The organism is Dechloromonas sp. A34 (assembly GCF_026261605.1).
In the GTDB taxonomy this organism is placed as follows: domain Bacteria; phylum Pseudomonadota; class Gammaproteobacteria; order Burkholderiales; family Rhodocyclaceae; genus Azonexus.
Window position 1 is genome coordinate 3,704,229 of the sequence record NZ_CP102486.1, and the last position, 23,503, is coordinate 3,727,731.

Sequence of the window (23,503 nt, forward strand, 5' to 3'; positions counted from 1 at the left end):
TCTTTTCACTCGTTTTAACGGCAATCGGCACCCAACACCGGCACCGGCAGCTTGATCTCCACCGTCGTCCCGACGCCGAGCTGCGACTCGATATCAATTGTCCCACCGGTCTTTTCGACCAGCGAACGGCACAACGACAAACCCAATCCACTACCCTGTCCGCGCTGCTTGGTGCTAAATCGCTCCTCGAAAACCCGGGGAAGATTCTCGGGAGAAATCCCCTCGCCATTATCGATCACCCGCACGATCACCCAGCCCTCCTGCCGGGATGTCAGTACGCGAATCTGTGGCGGTGGTTCTGCTCGCCCGTGAAATGCATCCGCTGCATTGATAAGCAAGTTCATTGCCACCTGCACGAGGTGATCGGCGACCGCCACCACCGCCGGCAAATTGCTGTCCAGTTCGACGATCACGTCGACCAAGCGGAAACGCCGGTCGAACTTGACGAAATTAACCGTACTGCGCAACAGACCGTTGATATCGATCAGTTCAGCCTCCTGCGACTGGGGAACGGAAAATTCGCTGATCTGCCGGGTAATGTGCATAACCCGCCGGGCCTGCTCAAGAATCATTTCGGGATGGCAATTAGCACCATAGTTGGCGCAAGACGTCGATCGGCACTCGTTGTCCATGGCCTGGGCGACCCCGACAATGGCCGCCAGCGGATTGTTGATCTCATGCGCGACGGCCGCCGCCAGCGAGCCGACTGCAGCCATCTTCTCCTTGTGGAAACTCTGCTGCCGGGTGAGCTCGATCTGACTCTCCCGTTTGGCAAGTTCGTCCTGCATGCTGTTGACCGAATCCATCAACAAGCCCAGTTCATCCTTTCGGGAATGCAATAGTCGCGCCCCGGGCCGCCCCTGAACGATATGGCTGGCATGTCGCCTGACCCGATCGATATCGGCCGACAGCCCGCGAAAAAATACCTTGAAGACCAGCCCCATCAAGGCCAGCGCCACCACGCCGAAGGCAATCCACTCCTGGGTCAGGCGGGCAAACGTATGCTGATAGCGCTCGACCATCTGCAGTTTCTGCGCGGCCACATCGGCGGTCACCTGATCCAGCTCCAGCACCAGGCGATGCATCGTCCCGCGCAAATCGGCGATCGTCGCCCGCGTCGGGTCGCCAGAAAGTTCGTCGACGACGTTGGTCAGCACCCCCCTTGCCTCGCCGAGAACCGGATAAGCCGTCTGCAGGCGAGTCAGCCCGGGAATCAGCGCCTCGACTTCCAGGGCCAGTATTTTTCCGGAGGCTTCGATGTCGGGGGAAAAATAATTTTCATTGACCGAGATAACCGTCCGCGAGACCGAGTAATTGAGGGCGACCAGCCGCTCCTCCCGCTCGTTCAGGTCCTGTAGCATGGCAACGGATTCGATCATCGTCTGCCGTTCAAAAGCGATAACGATCGTCACCACGACAAAGTAGAGCGCCAGGGCAAACGTGAACAACCACCCCTTGCCACGCAACGATTTGCTGAGGGGAAGCCGGGGATCCTCCCGCCTCTCATCCGAGCGATTCTGTTTTTTTTGCTCAGTCACGATTTAGATTATCCTGTTGGAACGGCCTGATTTTTGCTACGGGACATCCTACACTGGGGACGTTAATTTAAAAGAACCTTCGCGACTCTCCCCGCCAATCAGCAGGTGAACACTTCGAAATGCAAATATACCGATTCATCACGTGGCCCTACTCCTTCGTCTTCGCCCTGATCCTCGCCTCCTCGGGAGCGCTCGCCGCCGACCCGCTGGCCGATGCCATCAAGGCCATCGACTCCGGACGCCCAGCCCTGGCGGTCCAACTGCTGACCCCGCTGGCCAACACCGGAAACACCTTGGCCATGTACCGCCTGGGGATGCTCCACTACATGGGGCAAGGGGTTCCCGAAGATGAGAAACAAGCCATCTACTATTGGAAGAAGGCTGCAGCCCAAGGTTCAATCGATGCAATGTACCAGCTGGGTTCCGCCTACCTCTTTGGCACTCAAGCTGCAAAAACCGTACCCGATCCTGATCGGGAAGCTGCCATCTGGTATTTCCAGGCCGCCAGCGCCGGCCACGCCGATGCCCAATACCACCTCGGCCTGCTGTTCCTGGCCGGCAAGGGGGTGGTCGATAGCCGCCCCGAGTCGGCACGCTGGATGAGGAAGGCCGCGTCACAAGGGCATCCGGAAGCGAAAAAGGCACTGCAGATGATCGAATCCGGGAAATAAGACCGCACCGCCAACTTAGCGTAGCAGTTGCCCGAGGCGAGCCCGGATCGATGCCGAATCCCAGTCGCGCTCGCCGACCCAAACCTCGGCAACCACCCCGTGTTTGTCCACCAGAAAACTGCTCGGATAGGCGGCTACCCGGAAGGTCTTCCGGGCAATTTCCCCGCCCCGATCAAACAAGAGTGGCAGGGTGAGTTTCTCCTTCAAGGCGAACTCCTGAACGAGAAACACATCTTCATCGACGGAAATACCGAGCACGGCCAGCCCCTTTACCGCCAGATCGCGATGGACCCGATCTAGGGCCGCCATTTCGGCCCGACAGGGCGGACACCAGGTTGCCCAAAAATTAAGCAAAAAGGGCCCCGTGCCCACCAGGACCGACTGCTCACTCGCCCGGCTGGTCGGCAAGCGAAAGCCCGGCATCGGCTCGCCGACCGCCAGCGTGGCGGGCGCTACCGAGCGGTTGCAGGCCAGCAACAAGGGCAGGCCAACGAGGCCGCCCAACAAGTTACGTCGTCCGATCACGAAAGTGTCAAAGCCCCTTCTTGACGGAAACGCCACCGCGGACCTGGCCGACCTCGTACTCTACCGCCTTCTGATTGGGGTATTCGTCGGCCAATTGTGCCCGGATCCCCTCCGAGAGCGTCTTGACCGGCCCGTGACAGATCAGACAGGGCTGCGTCATCGGGATCGCCTTCATATAGCGAAAAGCGCGTCCGGCCGGTTCATCGACCTTTTCGAAGAACTCAAGGGCCTCCACTCTCTCACCATTGGCAAGCCGTTTCCCGAAATCAAGAAGAACCTTCTGCTCCCATGGATCTGGATCACCGAGTGCCCTATTCCAGGGTCTTAGCGCAACGCGAGTGACGCGCATACCCGTCTGCCGTGAAATGTTGGAGGTTATTTCGGGAACGCTGTATTTGCAAACCACAATCGCGCGAATCGGGCCGGTCCGCTCGAGTTCCTTGACCAGTTCCCCCCGGACTTGGCCAAGCAGCTGGCTCGACACCCGGCGGCTTTCATCGACCAGTCCCCGCAGCTCATCGTCGACAGCCCAGCCCGAAGAGGCCACCAAAAATATGGCAAGCCCCGCGGCAACCCGCAACTGTTTCGTCTTCATACAAACACCCCAATTCAAAAGCGCTCTGGCAGGGAACTGGAAGCGTTTGGCCCATGATCGCCATGGGCCGCCGCCTTATTGAACGGTAGTGCCGATCACGATCCTGACCGGTGCGGTCCCCGGTGAAACCGGTGCCGACATGCCTTCGATATCGCCGGCCCGGGCCAGCGCGTCGCCACTTCTTGAGATCCGTGCCCCGACGACCACCTTGCCGGCAGTCGACAACTTGAACTGCGGCGTCATCGACATGCTGTCGTCGAGCGTGAACTTCAGCGGCAAATCGCCGACCGTCTTGCGCAGCATCGCCAACGGCATTTTCGGGCCATCGACGGCACGGGCAAAAACGAACAGCGTGTCACCCTTGGCCACGCTGGCCGCCAGTTTCGGATCCAGTTCGACGACCCCGGCGACACTGGCCGGCGCGGCGCTTTCCACTTTCACCGGCGAGCCTGGCTCTTCGAGCTTTTTCCCGGAAATCGCCAGGCGATTCTCGGCATCCCGGATGCTGTTCTGAATCCCGCCACCGATCGGCGAATCAGCCGGCACCAGTGCAATCACCTTCTGCCATTCGCGAATGGCCTGGGGGTAGTCCTGGCGATCGAAGGCGATGGTGCCGGAGAGCGCCAGCGCCTTGATATTCTTGCCATCGATCTCAAGCGCCCGCCGTACCAGCTTCTCGGGTTCGCCGAGCAGGCTCTTGCCCTGCATCATGGCGACCACATCGGCGAAGTCGGCATAGTGCTGCGCTTCCGGCGGCAGCAGGCCCAGTGCCCGGCCGTAGGCGGCGGCCGACTCGGGGTAGCGTCCGAGCACGGCATAGGAGCGGGCCAGCATCAGCCAGCCCTGACCATCGTTCGGATTCTCCTGCAGACGCAGCGCCAGGCGCTCGACCATCGCCGTAATCTGTTGCGGCGACAAGGCGTGCTCGCCTTCGGCCCCGCCCTTGGCGACCGGCTTGCCGGTCAGGGTCTGCGGCGTACCGAGCATGACGTACAGCGACATTACGGCAATCGGAAAGGCGATGGCCAAGGCCACCGCCAGCTTGGTATTCCTGCCGCCGAATGTCCACTTGGTGGATTCCCCGCCGGCGTCGTCCAGCGTTCGTCGCTCAAGCTCATGCCTGGCCAGCTGATAAGCCGCCTGATCGAGCCGCCCTTCGCGCAAATCCCGTTCAAGTTCGGCCATTTGCTCGCGCAGGACGGTCAGGTTCAAGTCCCGCAGTTCGGCTGCGGACGACGCATCCTTGGCGGGGCGCTTCAAAAGCGGGAACAGGATGGCGATCAGGATGGCGACCAGCAAAACTCCGCCGACAACGACGAACCAACTCATTTCTGCACCTCGAGGTCACCGTGCAGCAGCCGCGACGCAACGATCTGCTCATCCGGGCTCAAGGGATCCGCCGCCTGCTCGCGACGACGCTTCAAGCGGAAGAAAAGGGCAACCAGGCCGCCGATGAACAAGGCGAACGGCCCCCACCACAACAGCCAGGTCGAGCTTTTCAGCGGCGGCAGATAGAGCACAAAGTCGCCATAGCGTTCGACCATATAGTCGATTACCTCTTTTTCCGAGCGCCCCTGGCGCAACATCTCGCGAACCTGGTTCTTCAGGTCGATTGCCAGATCGGCATGAGAATCGGCCAGATTCTGGTTCTGGCACACCAGGCAACGCAGGACTTCGGCCAGCGACTGGACCTTGGCTTCGAGAACAGGGTCGACCGCGAGCGTCGGCGCTTCACCGGCGTGGGCCAGCGAGAAACACGCGGCCAGAAAGATTACCGTCAGAATTTTACGCACCGTTCAACTCCTTCACCAGAGGGATGATCTTTTCGCTCAGCACGCTGGGCGTTATCGGACCAACATGTTTCATGCGAACTATCCCTGCCTTATCAATTACAAATGTTTCCGGAACGCCGTAGACCCCGTAGTCGATTCCGGCCTTCCCATCACGATCCCATACCGACAAACGATAGGGATTACCATGTTCCGCCAGCCAGGCTTTGGCCGGCTCCCGATCGTCCTTGTAGTCCAGTCCGACAATCGGGATCACGTTATGCCTGGCCAGATCGAGCAGTACCGGGTGCTCCTGACGACAGGAGACACACCACGATGCCCAGACGTTCAACAACCACACCTGCCCCCGCATGTCCTGCGGCGAAAATTGCTGATCGGCCGCTTCCAGCTGACTCAGACTGAAGGCCGGCGCCGGCTTGCCGATGAACGGCGACGGCACCTCGCGCGGATTCAGGCGCAAGCCCACCGCCAGAAACCCGACCAGCACGACGAACAGTACGAAGGGCAGCAGAAATCGACGCATGTCGCCGCTCCGTCAAGCCTCGGCCGCCGACATGCGACCGGCATCCGCCTGGGTAGCCTTGCTGGCGATCCGGTAGCGCCGGTCGGCAGCGGCCAGAATGCCACCCAGCCCCATCAGCAGACAGCCCCACCAGATCCAGTCCACCAACGGCTTGTGCTGGACGCGCACGACCCAGGTCTGGGCATCGATCGGCTCGCCCAGCGAGACATACAGATCGCGGAAGACGCCGGTATCGATTGCCGCTTCCGTCATCGGCATGCGCTGCACGGTGTAGACCCGTTTTTCCGGCTCCATCACGCGGTCGAACACGCCATTCCGGCTGACCTCGATACGTGCCCGCGCCGCAATGTAGTTGGGCCCCTTGATCTCGTTGATCCCCTTGAAGGCAAAGGTATAGCCACCGACCGTCGTCGTGTCGTCGATGCTCATCTTGACGTCGCTGGTGCTCTCGAAGGACTTGACCATGGTCACGCCGAGAATGAACACCCCGATACCGACGTGGGCAATGACCATGCCCCAGTGCGCCAGCGGAATCGCCATCAGCCGGCCGCCTAGCCCTGCCCCCTTGCCGTGGACGCGGGTCACGATCACCAGCAGGCTGGCACCGATGCACCAGACGCCAAGTAGCACGCCCAGGCCGGTGAGGATGGTCCACTTGCCGAACAGGATCGGAATGACCACCGCCAGGCTGACGGCAAGGCCGCCCAGCACGCGCAACGAGGACGGAAAATCGTCCTTGCCGGCCGCCTTCCAGCGCGTAAATGGGGCGATGCCCATCAGCAGCACCATGGGCGCCATCAGCGGCACGAAAATACTTTCGAAATAGGGAGGACCGACCGAAATCTTGCCGAGATCGAGGGCATCGAGGAAGAGCGGATATAGCGTGCCGATCAGTACCGCACCGGCGGCGACGGCGAGCAGGACGTTATTGACCAGGAGCAGCGACTCCCGGGAGAACATCGCAAAGCTGCCGCCGAGACCGACCTTGGGCGCCCGCCAGGCGAAAAGCACCAGCGAAATGCCGACCACGATGGCTAGGAAGGTGAGCACGAAAATACCGCGCTTCGGGTCGGTGGCAAAGGCGTGGACCGAGGTCAGCACGCCCGAACGGACCAGGAAGGTACCGAGCAGCGACAGCGAAAAAGCCATGATCGCCAGCATCACCGTCCAGTTCTTGAAGCCGCCGCGCTTCTCGGTCACCGCCAGCGAATGGATCAGCGCCGTGCCGACCAGCCAGGGCATGAACGAGGCGTTCTCGACCGGATCCCAGAACCACCAGCCACCCCAGCCCAGCTCGTAATAGGCCCACCACGAGCCGAGGGCGATGCCCAGGGTCAGGAAGACCCAGGCTGCCGTCGTCCACGGCCGCGACCAGCGCGCCCAGGCGGCATCCAGGCGACCGGAAATCAGTGCCGAAATGGCGAAAGCGAAAGCCACCGAGAAGCCGACGTAACCCATGTAGAGCAGGGGCGGATGGAACGCCATGCCCGGATCCTGGAGCAGCGGATTCAGGTCGCGACCGTCGGCCGCCGCCGGCAGCAGGCGCTCGAAAGGATTGGAAACGAAGAGCAGGAAAGCCAGGAAACCGATGCTGATCAAGCCCATCACCGACAGGACGGTGGTCAGCATCTCCTGCGGCAGGCGCCGGCTGAAGACTGCCACGGAGACTGTCCACAGCGCCAGGATCAGCACCCAGAGCAGCATCGAGCCTTCATGCCCGCCCCACACGGCCGCCACCTTGTAGAACATGGGCAGCAAGGTGTTGGAATGCTCGGCGACATAACGCACCGAAAAATCGTTGGTCACGAAGGACTGCAGCAGGCAGGCGTAGGAAAAAGCCACGGCGGCAAACAGGCCGACCGCCGCCGGCCGCGCCAGGGCGATCAAACGGCCGTGACCACGGAGAACGCCCAGCAACGGCAGCACCCCGAGGACAACGGAAACGAACAAGGCGACGATCAAGGCAACATGGCCGATCTCAGGAATCATCAATCTGCTCCGAGTAATATCAGCAGACATATAGCAAGATCAGTTCCAGACTCGGCGAAAATCGCCAAAGGGGTTGCAGCCGCTGCTTCGGGAAACTGACGGCCGGATTGACCCGGTACCGGCCGGTTGTCATTCCGAAACGCTGGAAACAATTCTCGATTTAGAGAAGCACAACCGACCGGCGGACGATCAGTTCAGAAGCGACGGGCGGCCAGGTTTGAGACCACGACGATCACGAGTGCCGCAGCCGCGTGAAAAACCTACGGCCGCCCTGCCCCGGGCTGGTGATCCCGCTTGCCTGGCTGCTCCCTGGCCGCTGCCTTGCTCTTCTCCAGTTCGGCGCGCAATTCCCAGGCTGCCGCCTCCGCCTTGCGCCGAAACGGATCTTCGGCCGGGCTGCGATGCAAATAGGTTTCCATGGCCTGCAAGGCAGCCTGCTTGTCGCCCATCGCCTGAAGCGCTTCGCCCAGGCCGTAATAGGCGTTCAACTGGTTCGGCCGCAGCGTGGTCGCGGTATCGAAGAAGTCTGCCGCCGCCTGGTAATTACCCATGCCGAGCAGGGCATAGCCGGCATTGACATGGGCTTCGGGCAACTTGGGGTCGAGTTGCAGCACCCGGTGAAAGGCGGTCAGCGCATGCTCGTACTGCTTGGCATGCAGCATCAGCACACCCTCTTTGAATCGGCGATCCAGTTCTTCCTTGACCTTGTGCTCCACGTGCTTGTCGGGCTGGATTCCACCGCTCATTGGCGAACTATCCCAGCCGAAGTAGAGAGCAATCGCACACGCGGCAACAATTGCGCCAAGCAGCAAAGTTCTGCCCAGATCGCTGTCAATTAACCGTTGTTGGTCTGCCGCCTTGGGCAGGGCATTAGTTTCCATTTAGTCGCTTCGCCTCTTCCAGATCGCCATCAATATCCACAGCACAAAAATACCGGCCCCTGCCGTCGCCAGCAATCCGCCGACGCCAGCCAGCCCCATCGCCACGTTGTGCATATTTTCAACCACAGTCGTATCGACATGCGGCGCCTTGCGCGGCACGCCGAGTCGCCCCGCCCAAGCCAGTCCAAGCACCATCAGACCGATGCCAGCTCCGTAGATCAATGGCTGCCAGCGCCACGACCACCCTTGGCTCAGAGCAAGGCCAAAACGCTCCAAGGCGCCCCGTGCCCAAATCATGTAGGCCAAGGTCACGGCACCGACCGTGCCATGGTAATGCGCCGGGACTGCCGTTGTTTCACCGCGAATACTGGCGCCGACAAGGCATCCAAGCACAAAAAGCGCAATCGAGCCGATCAGGCAACGATCAACCAGCGCCAAACGGCGGACTTTGCCCAGCCGGGCATAGCCGATCAGCAGGTAGCTGGCCAGGATGACCGGCGCCGGCCAGGTCACCCAGCGCATCACCTCGGTAAATCCCCTGCGGTAGGCCCGACTGCCGACAGGAAAACTCAGCGCGAGAAGCAAATCTGCCAATACAGCCAGCAATTCGATGGCGACCAGGCCGATCACAACAGCGCGCCCCAGTCTAACCAGTGCCAGCGCTTCGCGCCCCAGGCAAAGCCAGGCCGCCATCAGCATCAGGGTATGAACAATCTGCAGCACATGCCCCCCGCCCCACAGACGGCTGTCGAGAGATACGTCGTCGCCAGCGCCGCGCAGCGCCAGCAGGAAGACCAGGATGGCTGCCCAGAAGGCAACGATGGCGGCCGCCACCATCCAACGCCAAAAACCGGGATCACAGTCATCGGAGCGGGAAAATCCATGGCCGGCCAGGCTGGCGAGTGCCGCCATTCCCGCCAGGCCGACCCCCGCCAGAAAGGAGGCCAGGCCAAAATAGAACGGCGGGCTGTCGAGCACCGGCACATAGTTAGCCAGGATGGGAGTGGCCTCGTCCGCGAACGGCGACAGCAGCATGGCCAGTACGCCAGCACCGGCCAGCCAGATGCCGGCTCGTGCACAGCGCGCCAAGACGCAGCAGGTGACCGGGATCGCCAGCAACCAGACTCCGGCCGCGACAGCCAGAAACCAGACAACAACCGCCAGATCGACATGAAGGACCAAGGCAGTACGGAATAACTCGGCGCCGAAACCAAGAAACGGCGTCCGCGCAAAGACCAGGACCATTGCGCACAGCGTCGATGCTCCCAAGGCCAGTAGCGCCATGAACCACCAGGACACGGCAAGCGCCTGCGCCGATGACTCTTCAACAGTCCCGGGCTGGCGATCGATCGCAGCAGATTGGAGTGTCATGAATGGCTGCCGAAAATCAGACAGCACCCTGATGGGGAGTCTCGGAAATGAACGGCACCCCGAAGAAGGTCAGAAAGGCCGCGATGAAGACCGCGAGAACCAGCCAAGCACCAAGGCGCGGCGAGAGATTGAAGGTCAGCCGTGCATGCAGGGATACGCCGACGATAATCCAGGTAATGAAGGCCCAGGTTTCCAGCGGGTCCCAATCCCAATAGCGCCCCCAAGCATCCTGCGCCCAAATCGCCCCGGCAATCAGCATCAGCGTTTCAAAGACGAAACCGATAGCCATGCAGCGATAGGCCAGTTCGCCCAGGCGATCATCGGCTGGCAAGCGCTGGAACCAATCCCCCCCCCTCGCCGTCTGGCGCAGCAGAATGACCCCGGAGAGGCCGACCGCGACCAGCACGGCGCCGAGGAATACCTTGCCAAAACCGATATGGATGAACAGCCAGACCGTGTGATATGTCGGTGGCAGATGAGCCTCGCCCGGACTGACCGTCATCAGCCAGCCCATCATCGTAAACAGGATGGGCATCACCACCGCCGCTACTGGCCGTACCGCCGGCAGCCGCCAGTAGGCAATGGAGAAGGCCAACATCAGGCTCCAGATATTGCTCGACAGAATCTCGAACATGGTCACGAAGGGGCCGTGGTCGAGACGCTGCCAACGCGCGGCAATGGCAACCGTATGCAGGGCCAGGCCGAGCAGAATCAGGCCCAGGGTCACCCTTTCGGGATGTTTCTTGAGCAGCACGCCGAAAATAGCCAGGCTGCCGGCCAGCACATAGGCGATCACCGCAGCCCACAGAACCCTCAATTCAACCATCAAGTCCAATTGCTTCTCCTGCCTGCATTTCCAAAGGATGGGAATTATCTACGCAATCAAGATGCCAGCTCAGGCATTCCAGGGCGTCGCGTTAAACTTTCGCCAGAAATGCCAGCCCAGCGCAAGGACCGCCAGCACTGCAACGGCGAGCAGCCAGTAGAGCGTCGGATCATAGGTCACCTTGTAACCCATCCACGAACGCATCCCGGCATAGACCAGACGCCCCCCTGGTAGTTCGACGCTGCGCTGGCGTGGGGACAAATCGCGACCGGAAAAATCCGGTAACTCGTAACGCTGGTCGAGATAGCGCACGACGATGCGATAGTTGGTCGGCAAGCGGAACTCACCCGGCTGATCCTCCTTGATCAGTTCCTCGTCAAGTTGCAGCATCACCCAGACCGGTTCGGTCATCCCTGGCAAGACCCATTGCTGTGCCTGGCCCGTCGAATTCACCGGATAGCTGGGCAGGTTGATCGAACCGCGAATTATCGGCTGGCCCGGCCGCAGCCAGTCGAAGATCAGCGCGAACCCCTTGTTCGATGTCGTGTAGAAGCGGTAGCCATCGAGCACCAGGGGGACATGGTCGCCGATGACATCCTGATGCCGCTGGCCGGCCGCATCGACCCAGCTGACCCGATTCCGCGTCTGCAAACGATACAGCCCTTCACCGTAGGCAATGCTGAAGCCGTGATTGATGAAGCGCAGCTTGTCCAGCGTCCGGCGATGCCAGACCCCCTCACCGGTGACCAGCACATCGCCGGCAAACTCGGTTTCCTGGACCACTTCGGCCTGCCCGTTGAGATAGGTCAGACGCCCCAGGGCGATCAACAGGATCAGCGCCAACAGCGCCAGGTGAAAGAGCAGCAAGGGCTTCTGCTGGCGGAAATATGGCCGGGTCAGGATGGCCGCCAGCAGATTGACGGCGAGCAGAACCAAGGACGAGACCAGCCAGGGACTGGTATGGCTCTCGTTCAGATAGGCAATCAGAATGCCGGCCCCGAGAAAGACGAAGGCGGCCAGCGTCAGGCGGAGCGACCCGAGCCAACCCAGCAGACGCATCATGGCGGCGGATTGCAGGTATTTCTCATCCAGTCCTTGCCGGTGGCGGGATTGGTATTGTTGCTTGAATTGCCATTGGTCGAATTGATCCGACTGCCGGCCGCCTTGCTGCGCGACCCGCAGTTGCCTTCGCTCCACGAACCGCTGGTCCCGAAGCTGTAAACCTTCAATTTGGACTCAAGGTAATAGGGTTCCTTGGTGTAATAGTCGCTGTTACCGTTGATCGATACCTCGAAGCTCGAACCTGCGGCAAAGCCAGCCTCCTCGCCGACATCGTTCAGGTTGACCAGCAGGGAACGGTTCTTCCAGCCATGAGGCACGGCGACGTGGCACCAGGTGCACTCCAGCCCGGGCACTTTGTCGAGATGATAATTATGCAGATTGCCTCGACCGCCACCGGAAAACCCGCTGGAACTAGTCGGGTTGTGACATTTAAGGCAAAGGATGGTCGCTGTACTCGAGCGCGACTCCTTGTCCCAGGTTCCCTTCAGAATGAAATCATTGGTCGAGCCGTGCGGCCCCCACGGCTTGCCGGTGTCGGGGATGACCGAGGTTCCCGAAGACACGTTCGATCCATGGCAGTCGGTGCAATACATGGTTTGCGTACCCAGCGCATTGCTCCACGGTGTCCGCCAAGCACTGGTCGCCGTCACATTGCGCAAGGCCGCCGTTCTACCGGTGGGCGCCATCACCGGATGCCAGGAACGGTGATTATTGTTGGCGAAGGTGCTGTTGGCCCCGGCCTCGACGCCGAGATTGGTTCCAGTCGACCCGGTATTGTGCCCAGAGGGTGCCTGGAACTCCCTCGCCTGGTTGGTATACATGGTCAGGCCATTGGTGCCGCTGGTCGTCCCAGCCGCCCCGACCAGCGGGCGATTACCGCCGTTATCGACATGCAGGTTGTTGTCGGAATAGCCGAAATCGGAGTGGCACTTCAGGCAGATCTGATACTCGCGGGTGACGTAGGTCTGGCCGACATCGGTTGCTGCACTGCTCCCCGGGTCGCCGCGCTTGATGGTATAACTGGTCGGCAAGGCATGGAAACTCGCCGAGCCGTAGGTCGGCTCGACGCCCCAGGAGCCGCGTAGCACGCCGGAAATGATGTTGGTGTGGGTCATGGCTGCGTCTCGGTGATCGTGAACGCCGCCGCTGGCGCCATTCTGCATTACATCCTGGGTGTTGGCCGCAGTCAGCGCGCCGGGCAGACCATTCCGTGCCCGGATCACGCGATGGGGGTTGTGGCAGTCGGTGCATTCGGCATGGCGGTTGCTGGTGTTGCCAAGCCCCAGGTTTTGGCGCGACTCGATAAGGTCCTTGCCACATTGGCTGCCAGACTGACTGCAATCGAGAAAGCCGCTGACATTGACCGAGCTGCTCGGATCATGTACTTCGGGCGTACCAACGGTCAGTGGCATGCGCCGCCCGAGGTCGAAATCCGATTTGATGTCTGGTGCCCCACCGCTGACCGTAGTCACGATGCTGGCAGCTGTCGTGGTGTGACATTGATAACAAACCTGTTCCAACGCCGGATTGCCCCCGCCCTTCGGCGACGAGACGCTGTCCGTTCCTTCGCGCAGCAGGCGGCGGGCACCTTGCACGGTGTGGGTGTCGTGGCAATTCAAGCAGGCGGCCTGCCAGACCGGCAGGTTGGCCGGAAATTCGCGCTGGGTGCTGGCCGCCGCCTTGTAGGTTTCATTGGCGACTGCCGGATTGGCGTGTGCCGAGAAAAGCCATGAGGCTCCAGCCTTGTCATGGCAGGCCAGGCAGATGATATCGCCGGTATTGTCGGCCGGATCGAAGCCCGCCGGCGCCACGGCATGCTGCTTGTGCTGGAAGCGGTTCAGGCGCAGGAATTTTTGATTGCCAACTACCGCCTCATTGGTTTCCCGAATATGGGGATCGTGGCAGGTGGCACATTGAACCTGGGCCTGATTGGCCCCCGGCGTGCCGGTATTTTCGAGTTTGAGCGTGGGCTTGATGGTCGAGGTGCGGACCCCGATCAAGGTGCTATTCGCACTCGGCGCACGGAGTTCGCCATCGCGAGACGCCAGCGCATCGTTGTAGGAAACCGAAATCGGATGGTCGTTGGTGAGGTCGGTACCGAGGTTGCGTGTAAAGCCGGTGGTTGCGCCAGAGCCAGTGGGCATCGTGGTCGAGGCGCCGGTCGTGGTTATGGTGCTGCTGCCCTGAGGATTGGGCGTCGGGCTGATGCCGTTCAGGACATTGACGTTGCCGACGGCGACCGTGCCATCGTGACAGGACAGGCAAAGCTTGGAACTGCCGCCGGGCTGGTCGAGCGAGCCTTGCACCTGCTTGGCGTCGAGCGTATTGGAATCGTAGAGCACATAGCTCTGGGTGTAGCCGTTACCTGCCAGCTTGCGATTCCATAGTGGCGTGGCACCGGTCGCTACTCCATGCGGCGTGTGACAAAAGACGCAGATTTGGGTCTCGGAGGCTGCCTTGATATTGCGGGTCGGCACCGTTCCGGCACCCGACTTGGGATTGACGTAACCCGAGCCATCGGTTGCCGCCGAAAGGTTGTGCTTGGTGCCGCGGATGTCGGAAACCCGGGCCGCCTGCACCTGCTCCATGCCATAGCGCAGGAAGACGAACGCGACGAAGAAAGTCAGACCGGCAATCTGCAGCAGGCGTTGCCCGAGGTGACCACTCCTAATTCCCATTCTCTGCGCCCCCACCCAAAAACTGAAAAACCGCTATTCGACCATTGAATGTATCCGCCACAAAAACACGATTTCCCCTATCCACCCAGACGCCTGCCGGCAGATAGAAAGTCCCGGCCTCCTTGCCGGCTCCCCCAATTGGGAGCAGAAATCGAGCCTGATCGTCGAAGATCAGCAAATGGTCGTAATAGGACTCGACCACATAGATATTGTTCTCGGAATCGGTGGCAACGCCCTTGGGGCGGACGAAATTACCGATCTTGGTACCCCGCTCGCCGATGATGAGCGGGGCGGCGCTACCATCGAGGGTGATGAGTTGAGCCCGAGCGTTCATCGTATCGGCGACCAGCAGCTTGCCATTGTTAAGCGACAGGTAGGTCGGGAAATTGAACTCGCCCGGCCCTTCGCCGCGTTGGCCGATAGTCCTGACCTGGCGGCCGGTCACATCGAAGACCTTGATCTGGTGAGCCTGGGTATCGGCCACGTAGAGCAGGGCTTCATTGGCATCCCAGGCCAGGCCGGTCGGGCGCTCGAGCACACCCTGGCCGATCACGCTCTGACCATTGCCTTTCTGATCGAGGACGATCACTTCCTTGCGTTCGGAATCGGCGACGAAAACCCGCCCGGCCGGCCCCAGCGCAATGCCCGTGGGCGCCGAGAAGCGCCGGAAGCCGTCGGAAAATTCCCAGACATCGAGCACGCCATTGGGTTGATCGAAAACGTAGACGGCACCACGGCTGACGTCGGTGACCAGGATGCGGCCGTTCTCGTCCACCGTACCGGACTGCGGCCGCTGCAAGACCACCGGATTCTGCAGGTCGAGCAGACCGGCCACCCATTTGAGCGCCTCGATCAGATAGTTTTTCTTGGTCGGTTCGGCAGGGACGAAATTGTGCTCGCCGATCAATTCGCCGACATAGACATAACGCGGTACTTCCTCGTCGCTTACCGGCGGGAAATAGATGCGCTGTGCCGTGGCCGCCCGCGTCGGATCGAAGCGCAGCACCTGCTTCTCGGTGGCACAGCCGCCGAGAAGGACAAGGAACGCAAGGATCAGCAAGCGTTTCAAGCGCGCATCCTGAAGGTGAGCAGACGGCGAGCTGCCATATCGACAATGTAAAGCGTCTGGTTGGCAATCGCCATCCCACGCGGCTCGACCAGGCCCAGCGTGCCGAATTCGGGATCGGCGAGCAGCGTTCCCTGGCGATAGACGCGGATCACGCGATCCCGGGCATCGGCAATGACCAGCCAGCCGTCGCCAGCCGCCAGCGCCGAGACTTGGCCGGCATCGTCGGCAACGACAGTCAGGTTACGGCTGGCGAACATCTCGATGGCGACGACGCATTGGCAGGCACGGTCCGCGACATAGAGCATCCGGCCATCCATCGCCATGGTGATCGGCTGTTCGGGCAACAGGCCGTCCGGCAGAACGGTGGCCGCGCGACCATGGGGCATGATCTCCTCGAGGCGGCGCTGGACGCGGTCGAGACCGTAATAGCGGCCGCTCGTCGTATCGACGGTGACCTCGTCGTAGAAGGCGGAGCCCAGTTGCGGGTTCAGCGTCTGCATCGGCCGTCCGGTTCGGGAGAAACGGGTGGCCGGCACGGCACCGCCATTGGCGACCACCACCGAACCATCGCTCAGCGCCGCCAGCCGGGTCTGCTGGGTAACCCGGACACCGCGCACGACGGACATCGCATCCTGCATCGGATCGTAACGGAACAAGGCCGACAGTCCGGCGTCGGCGATGTAGATGTCGCGCTGCGGACTGACCGCGACCGCCACCGGGGCGACGAACAGGGTCATCGGCCCGAAATTGTCGGCGCGCAGGTCGGGGAAGCCGGACTCGTTGATCCGCGCCAGTAGCCGGGCACCCATGTACGCCGGACCGGGCTGCAGCACTTTGCTCTGGGCGCCGGCCAGGCCGGCGGCCAGCAGCGCACTGCCGCCCACACCGGCCAGCAGGAATCGCCGGCGCGGCCAATTGGTCGCTACAGGTGGGAAGGACGCCTCACCAGCGCCCGGGTCCGGATGTCTCGTGTCCACCAAAAACCCCCGTTGGCAAGCCTGGTTTGCCGGAATGGCAGAGATCGCAATTCTCGGGCGACCAGGCGATATCGTTGTTGTGGCAAGCGCCGCAGAAGCGGCCCTCGATGATGTCCGTCATCGTAATCGTGTTCGAGCCGGCGCGCATCTTGAAACCGAGTTCGGCATGACAAACTTTGCAGCGAAAACGGATGCGATGAAACCAGTGGGGGAAGACTACCGGTCGCATCCCGTTCTTTTCGGCCTGCCGATTGATCACCACATCGGCGTATTCTGCCCGGCTCTCGATCATGCCACCGAACACCATGATCGCCGCGAAAACGAGAGTGCCGGCCCGACGCAATTGATTATGAAACTGGCTCATGGCCGCCGCTCATTTTTCTGATGCATCAGGAGATCGACGTTGGCCGGCAGCGCAGGCTTGCTTGCGCCAGCTTTCGGAATGCTGTGGCAGCGCATGCACTCGGTCAACGGGAAAGCGACCGCTCCGTGGCAAACGCCACACTGCTCGCCTTGCAGAATCTTGAACATCGAAATCTGCGAAGTCCCGGTCTGGGTCTTGAAGATCCCCTCATGACAGTTCACGCAATCGAGCCACTCGGTATGTTGGCGATGCGGGAAACGCACCGCCGGCATCCCGCCTTTGGCGTCGAGAATGATGTCCTGATCCAGTTTTCGGATCACCGTCTGCGGGAAGAGCTTCTCGCGCGGACGGATTTCGCCGTTTTCCAGGGCCTGAACCCAGCGCACCTGATTGCCGGCATGGTCCGGGGCCAGTTTGGAGAGCGCCTCGGCGGGCTGCTGGAGGATCTTGGTTCCCCGCGAACGCGGGTCGTGAATGCCGTCCTTGGCCAGAGCCGGCCATTCCCCGGCTGCGGCAGCGGCCGCCAGCAGCGCCAAAAAAGCGCCGCAGAAAGCCAGCCGGAGGCCGCCAGGGCCTCCGGTCAGGATTTTCAACACATGGAAAGCATCAACCAGGGATGTAGACACCCGCATTCCGTATCGCTCGCACCAACTCGGCTGTGGAATCTTCGAGCAATTTGACTGCCTGCGCATGATCCTTCTTCGCCGCGGCGGACTCGGCGGCCTGACGCAGGTCCCTCGACTTGCCGACGAGGGTCTGGACTTGCTGATCGAGCATGGCATTGGTCGCGCGCTTTTCTTCGACCAGCACCTTGATCAGCATCAGGTGCGTGTCGTTGCGGTCGATTTCGTACTGGTATTCCTCTTCCTTGCTGGCAAAGTTCAGCGAGCGGACCAGCGTATCGCCACTGCGCAACGAACTGATGCCGGCCTTGGCCACCAGATAGGCGCGATCAAGTTCGGTACGGCCTTCCTTGTACTTGCCGGCCTGCGCCAGGCGATTGCCTTCAGCAACCGATTTTTCAATCTGGCCGACGGTTTCATTGACAGTCTTCGAGGCACTGCCCTTCTCGCCAGCAACCCGCTTGTAGGCGCTGAGCAGCGCATTGACGCTATCCAGCCGGGCGCGGTAATCGGCTTCCAGTTTCTTGGCGGTGACTTCTTCGGGGCGGCGAAGCGAACGGCGTCGAAGAAGGACGAGCGAACTTCGGTCAGCAGCGCCGACGCCTTGTTCAGATCGCCGGCATCGAGCGCCTGGCGAGCCGACTTGTAGAGTTCCCGGGCTTTCTCTCGGCGCGCCATCGCTTCCGGCGCTTTGCTCGACTCGATCTGGCGCGCAGCCGATGAGCTTTCGAGCAGTTTGCCGACCGACTCCATATTGAAATTAAGCTGGTCCTTGTCGATCTTGCCACCGGCCAGGCGCGTCGCCGCACTCTCCGGCGCCGCAGCAGGTGCTGATTGCGCCCAGACATTCTGAGCCAGCGCACCGACCAGTACCAAGGAACCCAATTCACACAACAATTTCTTATTCATTCAATTTCTCCAGGTCCCGCGCGGCGATTCTCCGGAATCGCCGCCCTCGGACTTATTTAGACTCTACGGCAGGTGCCGCTACCTTGGCCATATCCTTCTTCTTCGAGTGGCAACTGCGGCACTCGGAAACCGGGAAGGCAACCTTGCCATGGCAAACACCGCATTTCTCACCCAAGAGAATGGCCGCCATGCTGATCTGGTTGGCGCCCTTCTGCGGCACGAAAATCGCCGGGTGGCAATTCGAGCAATCGAGCCACTCGGTATGCTGCTTGTGGGGATAGACCACGTCCGGCATCGAACCTTTGACTTCGCGGACGATGTTCAGATCCATCACGATCGGCTCGGCTTTCGGATCATTGCGGTCATAGCGCGGATTGATCTTCTTCTGCGCGATGGCCTCCACCCAGTTGATCCGGTTGCCGGCCATGCTCTTCGGCAGCGTGCCAAAAGCGGTGAGCGGCGGTTGCAGAGCATGCGTACCGTCATTGGCCGGATCATGGATACCATCTTCCGGCGGCGGCAGATTGCGCTTGCTGGCCGGTTTCAGGAGTCGGTTGAACGAGTTCACATCTTCCGAACTGGCCGTGCTGACAGCTACCGGGGTCGGTGCCGGGGCGGGGGCGGCGACCGGGGCAGGCGCGGGGGCAGCCTTGGGCTCGACCTTCTTCGGTTCTTCCTTCTTGGCCTCGACCTTCTTCGGCTCTTCCTTCTTGGCTTCCGGTTCGGCCTTTGCGGTCTTCAGGGCATCCTTGACGGAACCCAGCATGTAATCGACCGCTGCCTTGACGTCAGCATCCGGCAGGGTCATATGCCCGCCCTTGGCCGGCATTCCCTTGGGCGTTCCCTTGAGGGCGCTTTGATAGAGTCCGGCTATGCCACCGCTGACGCGCGGCCCCCAGTCGGCGGCATTGCCGTAGCGGGGAGCGCCGGCCAGGCCGGTCGCATGACAGGTCACGCAAACCTTGGTGTAAACATCCTTGCCGACATCGGCCAGCGCCGGGTTGGAAAGCGCCAGCGCAGTCGCCAGCAGTGCGATTGTTTTGGAAATCTTCATGGTTGCACCTTTTATTTCTTGGGCGTGCCGGTCGGCTGCGCCAGCTTCTGGACCGTGCTTTCATGCACCTGCGTCGGGGTATTCGGCTTGCCCGAATGGCAGAGATTGCAGTTTTCGACCGACCAGGCGATTTCGCCGTTGTGGCAGGCCCCGCAGAACTGTCCATCAATAATCTTGACCATGTTGATTTCGTTGCCACCGGCCTTGAACTTGAACCCGAGGTCGGCGTGGCAAACCTTGCAGCGGAAACGCATGCGGTGGAACCAGTGCGGGAAAACCACCGGCCGCATGCCGGCACCGTCGGAGTAATTGTTGATCACGACGTCGCCGTACTCGGCCTGAGCATCCTTGATGTCCACAAAGAAAACGGCAGTGAGCGTGAAGATCAGCCCCGCCAGGAATCCTGCTCTCAATTTCGAGAGTTTTTTCATTACATTTCCTCTTGATTTAAAGCACCGCCCTACAACCCCAACCCCCAGAATCAATAAGATCCAAATTGCCGGGTTACCTGGAAGAAGAGCAGAGCATTTTTCTTGCCACCTGCGTCGTTGTTCACCAAGGACAGGCGGAAATTGAGCAGACCGATCGCGTAGTCGAGGCGATTGGTCAGCGACAGACGGCTCCTGTCCTGCTCGGCATTGACGTCGCCGAACAGTCGATCGTCCCGCAGACGCGTATCAGCAGCGAACAGCACGTTGTAGCGCAGACCGCGGACGCCAGCGAAGCGCAGGTGACTGTAGTTGACCGAACCGTTCAGGGTCATCCGTTCGCTGTTCATGGTTTGCGCCAAGCCAAAGGAATCCTGGGTCTGGTTGGTCTGATCCGACCAGTTGAACATCAGGTTCACGTTCAGCGAAGACTGCTGGGAAAGCTGGCCTTGGACAACCAGACCGAGATTCATATTCTTGTAGTGCTGGGCGTTGACGCCGGTGCTGTAGACATCGGAAAGCATCCCGGAAAGCGATCCCGAGAAGCGGTCGCCGGAATACACGCCATAGTTCAGCGACAGGTTGTTCGAGAGCGACTGCGAAGTCCCGATCGACTGGCTGCTCGTTGCAATCAGCGACTGTGAAAAACCAAGGGAGAGCGTCTGACCGGTAGCAATCTGATAGGCACGGTTTACTGAGTGGCTGGCAGTAGCGCCGAGCAGACTGCTGGCAGGGGTTTCGCCGGAGCCACTTTGCCAGTTGGCGTTGCCACCGACGTTCCAATTATAAGAAAAATTCCCAATAGTGAGAGGATTCCCGACGTAATTGATGTTGCTACCAACTAGGGTCAGCAGTCGACTCTCGCCATTGGAGACCGCAATATGATTGAGCGCCGTATTCAACGACGCGCTCAGATTATTCGAAAACCGGTAGAGCGCCGAAAGATTGGCACCGACCGTTTGAGCGGCGGACTTCGAGTCGCCGAATTGCGTTTCCTGGCTGCCGTAGCGCAGGCTGCCATTCAATGTCAGCGGCAGATCATCGAGGTCTTCGAACTCAGGCATCCAGGAGCCATAACCGTAGACCTGGAGAAATCGCCCGCGATTTGACAAGAGCCCACCATCCGAATTGGCCGTCTGCATATCGCTGTCGGAATAATTGACGGTGGCTCCGAGATTGGCATATTCGGAAAGATTGGCGTTGTGCGAAGTGTTGAAGCCGATTAGTCGGACACCTTCCCCAGTACCTTGGCGCTCGCTCTGCGAGTACCGGGCATTCATGTTGTGCTGCCAAAGTCCGGTATGAGTCGAGTAAGACCCCGACAACGAGGTCACCGAATCATTGCGCCGGTCACTGGTTTCAACGCTGCTCCGGTCCAACATGAAGTTCCCGCTGCTCTGCCCGTCTTCGGTGCGGTAATTCTGGCTCAATCCCATCCGTGTATTGACGTAATCCTGCCTGACGATAGTGCCGCTGGTCCGGCTGTCCGAACGGTCGAAGTAAGCCCGGAAGGGAAAGCGGCTGCTTGAAAACATCGATAATTCGCCACCGCCAATGATATTGGCTGACTGGTTGGTATCCCCCTCTCCTGCCGAGGAAGCCGAACTACTCGAATTGGAATTGGTGATACCTATGCGGCCGGAAACCGTTGCGAACCACGGGGCGTAGATATAGCTTGAAACATTCAGATTTGCCAGCAAGCCTTGGGAGGTGGACGACGTGGACGACGTACCGGAGTTCGAAGTACTTTTCTGTATCGAATAGCCGAGACTGCCCCCCCAACGGATTGGCGGAATCTCCCAACCCAGCCCGGCGATACCCGTGCTCGGGGTCACTGCCTCGCCCTGCCCGGCGGCTGCTTGCGCTACCGCTGGTTGAGTACCAACGAAGCCCCCGTCAATGGGTAGCTCACCCTCATCGCCGGCCAATGGAACAACTGTCGTTCCCGGCGGTGGCGTCCGCCCCGCACCGGCGGCACCCGGCATCGAAAGGGTTCGCGACGGACGCAACTGCGTCGGGCCATCCGGCTGCGTCATCCAGCGCGGCGTCATCCTTGGTGACTTGGTCAGTCCCATGGCCTGACTCAGGCGCAGGTCCTTCTCGCCCGTTACCACTGGTGGCAGTATCGCGCTGGGCGACGGCAGTTCAGCGCCAGGCAGCGCAAGCTCTGACGCCACCCGCAGCGACGTCGCCTCGTCCGCCCCCTCGCTCCAGCGCGGGGCAGCACCGGCCACCGCGGGCAAGACCAGTACCGGACTCAGGCGTAACGAGGACTCGCTCCCCGCAATCCCATCGCCCGGGTAGGCCGCCTGAATGGCCGTAACCAGTTGCCGCTCCGGGCTGGGAATTTGGTTGGATTCAACCGCGCTGGCGGCACAGACGGCGGAAGAACAGCAGACCAATACCCCACCGGCCAGACCCGCCATAAGGCGTCCGGGTGAGACCAGTCTGCTCGGAAGAACACGTTTTGCCACCGCCACCTGTACTGAAAACCAGCCCTAGTTCTTGCCGGTTTCCCGCTGCTCCGCTGTTGAGAAATACATGAACTTGACTTTGGCCTTGGCGACCAGTCGGTCGATCAAATCTTTCCAGGCCTTGTCCTGACGTTCACGTATGAGCAATTCGCGTGCTCGGTTTTCGACGTCGGCGAAATCGCGCTTCTTGGCAACCACCCGTTCGAGCAATTTGAAGATCGCGACCCCTTCCAGGGTATCCATCGGCTCGTTTATCTTGCCGACCTCGAACTTGTCGATCTTGTCCTGAATCGTCTCCGGCAACATGCCGCGATGCAGATAACCCATGTCGCCACCCTTGTCCGCATAGACGCTCGAATGCATGCGAGCCGCCTCGTCGTAGTCGGCACCGGCGCTCAGGCGGCCGTAGATGGCCTGGGCTTCTTCGCGAGTAGCCTGCCAGGCCGTGGCCGGCGACGACGGATCGACCGCGAGCAGGATTACAGCCAGGCGAATCTTTTCGGGCTCGACGAACAGTTGCGGATTCTTCTCATAGAAAGCCCGCACAGCCTTTTCGTCCGGTTCCGGAACTGCCCTGACCTGCTTGTCGAGCAGCGCGATCTGGCTTTGCTCGGCCAATTGTTTTTTCAGATCCGGCAACAGGCGCTCACGGTTCTCCTGCCACTGCGGGCTGGTCGCATAGCGCTTCTCGTAACTGGCAATGGTTTCTTGAATCTGGTTATCATCGGGCGCGATTTTCCGCCGCTCGGCTTCTTCCAGCAGTACCACACGCTGCACCAGCTTTGTCTTGATCTCTTCGCGCACGCCGACTAGTTCGGCCTCGGGAATCTGACCGTGGTAGAAGCGCTGGCGAACCAAGGTTGTAAAAGCAGCCTCGTAGTCTTCCGTCAGAATTTCCCGCCCGTTGATGATCGCGAAAATATTACCGTGACTGTTCTGGTGGGGCGCCGCTTGAACCGCTTTGGCTTCGGTCGGAACCGTCGCTACCGGAGCGACATCCTGCGCCCCTGAAATCAAAGGCAGACCGGCAATCAGGGCCACCATTACCACCCGGCGAGGGCGGCGGACACTGAAACATATTTTCACTTGGCTTCTCCTAAATAAAAAAACGGGCCGAACACAATGTGTCCCGGCCCGCTTGGCGGATTTGATCCTT

The 23,503-nt window shown here is 60.7% G+C and carries 23 protein-coding genes; 1 reads left to right on the forward strand and 22 read right to left on the reverse strand.

Features of this window, described 5'->3' with window-relative positions; translation table 11 throughout:
- Positions 1 to 14: 14 nt before the first annotated feature.
- Positions 15 to 1,448 carry a HAMP domain-containing sensor histidine kinase gene (locus tag NQE15_RS18530; protein ID WP_265943500.1) on the reverse strand — a complete coding sequence of 478 codons (1,434 nt, stop codon included), beginning with the start codon at positions 1,446 to 1,448 and terminating at the stop codon, positions 15 to 17.
- A 209-nt stretch (positions 1,449 to 1,657) separates the two neighbouring features.
- On the opposite strand from NQE15_RS18530, the gene NQE15_RS18535 reads away from it, so the two are divergent.
- Complete coding sequence (locus NQE15_RS18535; protein ID WP_265943502.1) at positions 1,658 to 2,209, forward strand: tetratricopeptide repeat protein; 552 nt, start codon at positions 1,658 to 1,660, stop codon at positions 2,207 to 2,209.
- Between the two features lie 15 nt (positions 2,210 to 2,224).
- Here the strand turns inward: NQE15_RS18535 and NQE15_RS18540 are convergent, their stop codons facing one another.
- The 21 genes from NQE15_RS18540 to NQE15_RS18640 all read right to left on the reverse strand — a co-directional run bounded on the left by NQE15_RS18540 (position 2,225) and on the right by NQE15_RS18640 (position 23,433).
- Entirely contained in the window at positions 2,225 to 2,734 is a 510-nt protein-coding gene (locus NQE15_RS18540) for a TlpA family protein disulfide reductase (RefSeq protein ID WP_265943504.1), read from the reverse strand.
- Between the two features lie 7 nt (positions 2,735 to 2,741).
- Positions 2,742 to 3,329: a Tll0287-like domain-containing protein gene (locus NQE15_RS18545; RefSeq protein ID WP_265943506.1), complete on the reverse strand. Its 588-nt coding sequence runs from the start codon at positions 3,327 to 3,329 to the stop codon at positions 2,742 to 2,744.
- A gap of 75 nt (positions 3,330 to 3,404) precedes the next feature.
- Positions 3,405 to 4,658, reverse strand: coding sequence for a c-type cytochrome biogenesis protein CcmI (ccmI, locus tag NQE15_RS18550; RefSeq protein WP_265943508.1), 1,254 nt, complete (start codon positions 4,656 to 4,658; stop codon positions 3,405 to 3,407).
- Complete coding sequence (locus tag NQE15_RS18555; protein WP_265943510.1) at positions 4,655 to 5,122, reverse strand: cytochrome c-type biogenesis protein; 468 nt, start codon at positions 5,120 to 5,122, stop codon at positions 4,655 to 4,657. Before NQE15_RS18555 ends, ccmI begins: the two co-directional genes overlap by 4 nt.
- A complete protein-coding gene (locus NQE15_RS18560) occupies positions 5,115 to 5,642 on the reverse strand; it encodes a DsbE family thiol:disulfide interchange protein (RefSeq protein WP_265943512.1) in 528 nt (175 codons plus the stop codon). Before NQE15_RS18560 ends, NQE15_RS18555 begins: the two co-directional genes overlap by 8 nt.
- Before the next feature lie 12 nt (positions 5,643 to 5,654).
- A complete protein-coding gene (locus tag NQE15_RS18565; protein ID WP_265943514.1) occupies positions 5,655 to 7,631 on the reverse strand; it encodes a heme lyase CcmF/NrfE family subunit in 1,977 nt (658 codons plus the stop codon).
- A 260-nt stretch (positions 7,632 to 7,891) separates the two neighbouring features.
- Positions 7,892 to 8,377: a tetratricopeptide repeat protein gene (locus tag NQE15_RS18570; protein ID WP_265943516.1), complete on the reverse strand. Its 486-nt coding sequence runs from the start codon at positions 8,375 to 8,377 to the stop codon at positions 7,892 to 7,894.
- A 135-nt stretch (positions 8,378 to 8,512) separates the two neighbouring features.
- On the reverse strand, positions 8,513 to 9,910 hold the full coding sequence (locus NQE15_RS18575; RefSeq protein WP_265943518.1) for a cbb3-type cytochrome c oxidase subunit I: 1,398 nt from the start codon (positions 9,908 to 9,910) through the stop codon (positions 8,513 to 8,515).
- Positions 9,900 to 10,709, reverse strand: coding sequence for a cytochrome c biogenesis protein CcsA (gene ccsA, locus NQE15_RS18580; RefSeq protein ID WP_265950341.1), 810 nt, complete (start codon positions 10,707 to 10,709; stop codon positions 9,900 to 9,902). Before ccsA ends, NQE15_RS18575 begins: the two co-directional genes overlap by 11 nt.
- Before the next feature lie 69 nt (positions 10,710 to 10,778).
- Positions 10,779 to 11,771: a hypothetical protein gene (locus NQE15_RS18585; protein ID WP_265943520.1), complete on the reverse strand. Its 993-nt coding sequence runs from the start codon at positions 11,769 to 11,771 to the stop codon at positions 10,779 to 10,781.
- Entirely contained in the window at positions 11,768 to 14,449 is a 2,682-nt protein-coding gene (locus NQE15_RS18590) for a multiheme c-type cytochrome (RefSeq protein ID WP_265943522.1), read from the reverse strand. Before NQE15_RS18590 ends, NQE15_RS18585 begins: the two co-directional genes overlap by 4 nt.
- Positions 14,439 to 15,518 carry a 6-bladed beta-propeller gene (locus NQE15_RS18595; protein WP_265943524.1) on the reverse strand — a complete coding sequence of 360 codons (1,080 nt, stop codon included), beginning with the start codon at positions 15,516 to 15,518 and terminating at the stop codon, positions 14,439 to 14,441. Before NQE15_RS18595 ends, NQE15_RS18590 begins: the two co-directional genes overlap by 11 nt.
- Entirely contained in the window at positions 15,515 to 16,495 is a 981-nt protein-coding gene (locus NQE15_RS18600; protein WP_265943526.1) for a hypothetical protein, read from the reverse strand. The genes NQE15_RS18595 and NQE15_RS18600 overlap by 4 nt, the downstream gene beginning before the upstream one ends.
- A complete protein-coding gene (locus NQE15_RS18605; RefSeq protein WP_323054910.1) occupies positions 16,461 to 16,859 on the reverse strand; it encodes a c(7)-type cytochrome triheme domain-containing protein in 399 nt (132 codons plus the stop codon). The genes NQE15_RS18600 and NQE15_RS18605 overlap by 35 nt, the downstream gene beginning before the upstream one ends.
- On the reverse strand, positions 16,856 to 17,485 hold the full coding sequence (locus NQE15_RS18610; RefSeq protein WP_265943528.1) for a c(7)-type cytochrome triheme domain-containing protein: 630 nt from the start codon (positions 17,483 to 17,485) through the stop codon (positions 16,856 to 16,858). The genes NQE15_RS18605 and NQE15_RS18610 overlap by 4 nt, the downstream gene beginning before the upstream one ends.
- Entirely contained in the window at positions 17,466 to 17,798 is a 333-nt protein-coding gene (locus NQE15_RS18615) for a hypothetical protein (RefSeq protein ID WP_265943530.1), read from the reverse strand. The genes NQE15_RS18610 and NQE15_RS18615 overlap by 20 nt, the downstream gene beginning before the upstream one ends.
- A complete protein-coding gene (locus tag NQE15_RS18620; protein ID WP_265943532.1) occupies positions 17,741 to 18,391 on the reverse strand; it encodes a hypothetical protein in 651 nt (216 codons plus the stop codon). Before NQE15_RS18620 ends, NQE15_RS18615 begins: the two co-directional genes overlap by 58 nt.
- Positions 18,392 to 18,443: 52 nt before the next feature.
- Positions 18,444 to 19,445 carry a c(7)-type cytochrome triheme domain-containing protein gene (locus NQE15_RS18625; protein WP_265943534.1) on the reverse strand — a complete coding sequence of 334 codons (1,002 nt, stop codon included), beginning with the start codon at positions 19,443 to 19,445 and terminating at the stop codon, positions 18,444 to 18,446.
- An 11-nt stretch (positions 19,446 to 19,456) separates the two neighbouring features.
- Positions 19,457 to 19,876 carry a c(7)-type cytochrome triheme domain-containing protein gene (locus NQE15_RS18630; protein WP_265943536.1) on the reverse strand — a complete coding sequence of 140 codons (420 nt, stop codon included), beginning with the start codon at positions 19,874 to 19,876 and terminating at the stop codon, positions 19,457 to 19,459.
- A gap of 50 nt (positions 19,877 to 19,926) precedes the next feature.
- Complete coding sequence (locus NQE15_RS18635; RefSeq protein ID WP_265943538.1) at positions 19,927 to 22,299, reverse strand: hypothetical protein; 2,373 nt, start codon at positions 22,297 to 22,299, stop codon at positions 19,927 to 19,929.
- A gap of 72 nt (positions 22,300 to 22,371) precedes the next feature.
- Positions 22,372 to 23,433: a peptidylprolyl isomerase gene (locus NQE15_RS18640; protein WP_265943540.1), complete on the reverse strand. Its 1,062-nt coding sequence runs from the start codon at positions 23,431 to 23,433 to the stop codon at positions 22,372 to 22,374.
- Positions 23,434 to 23,503: the final 70 nt, after the last annotated feature.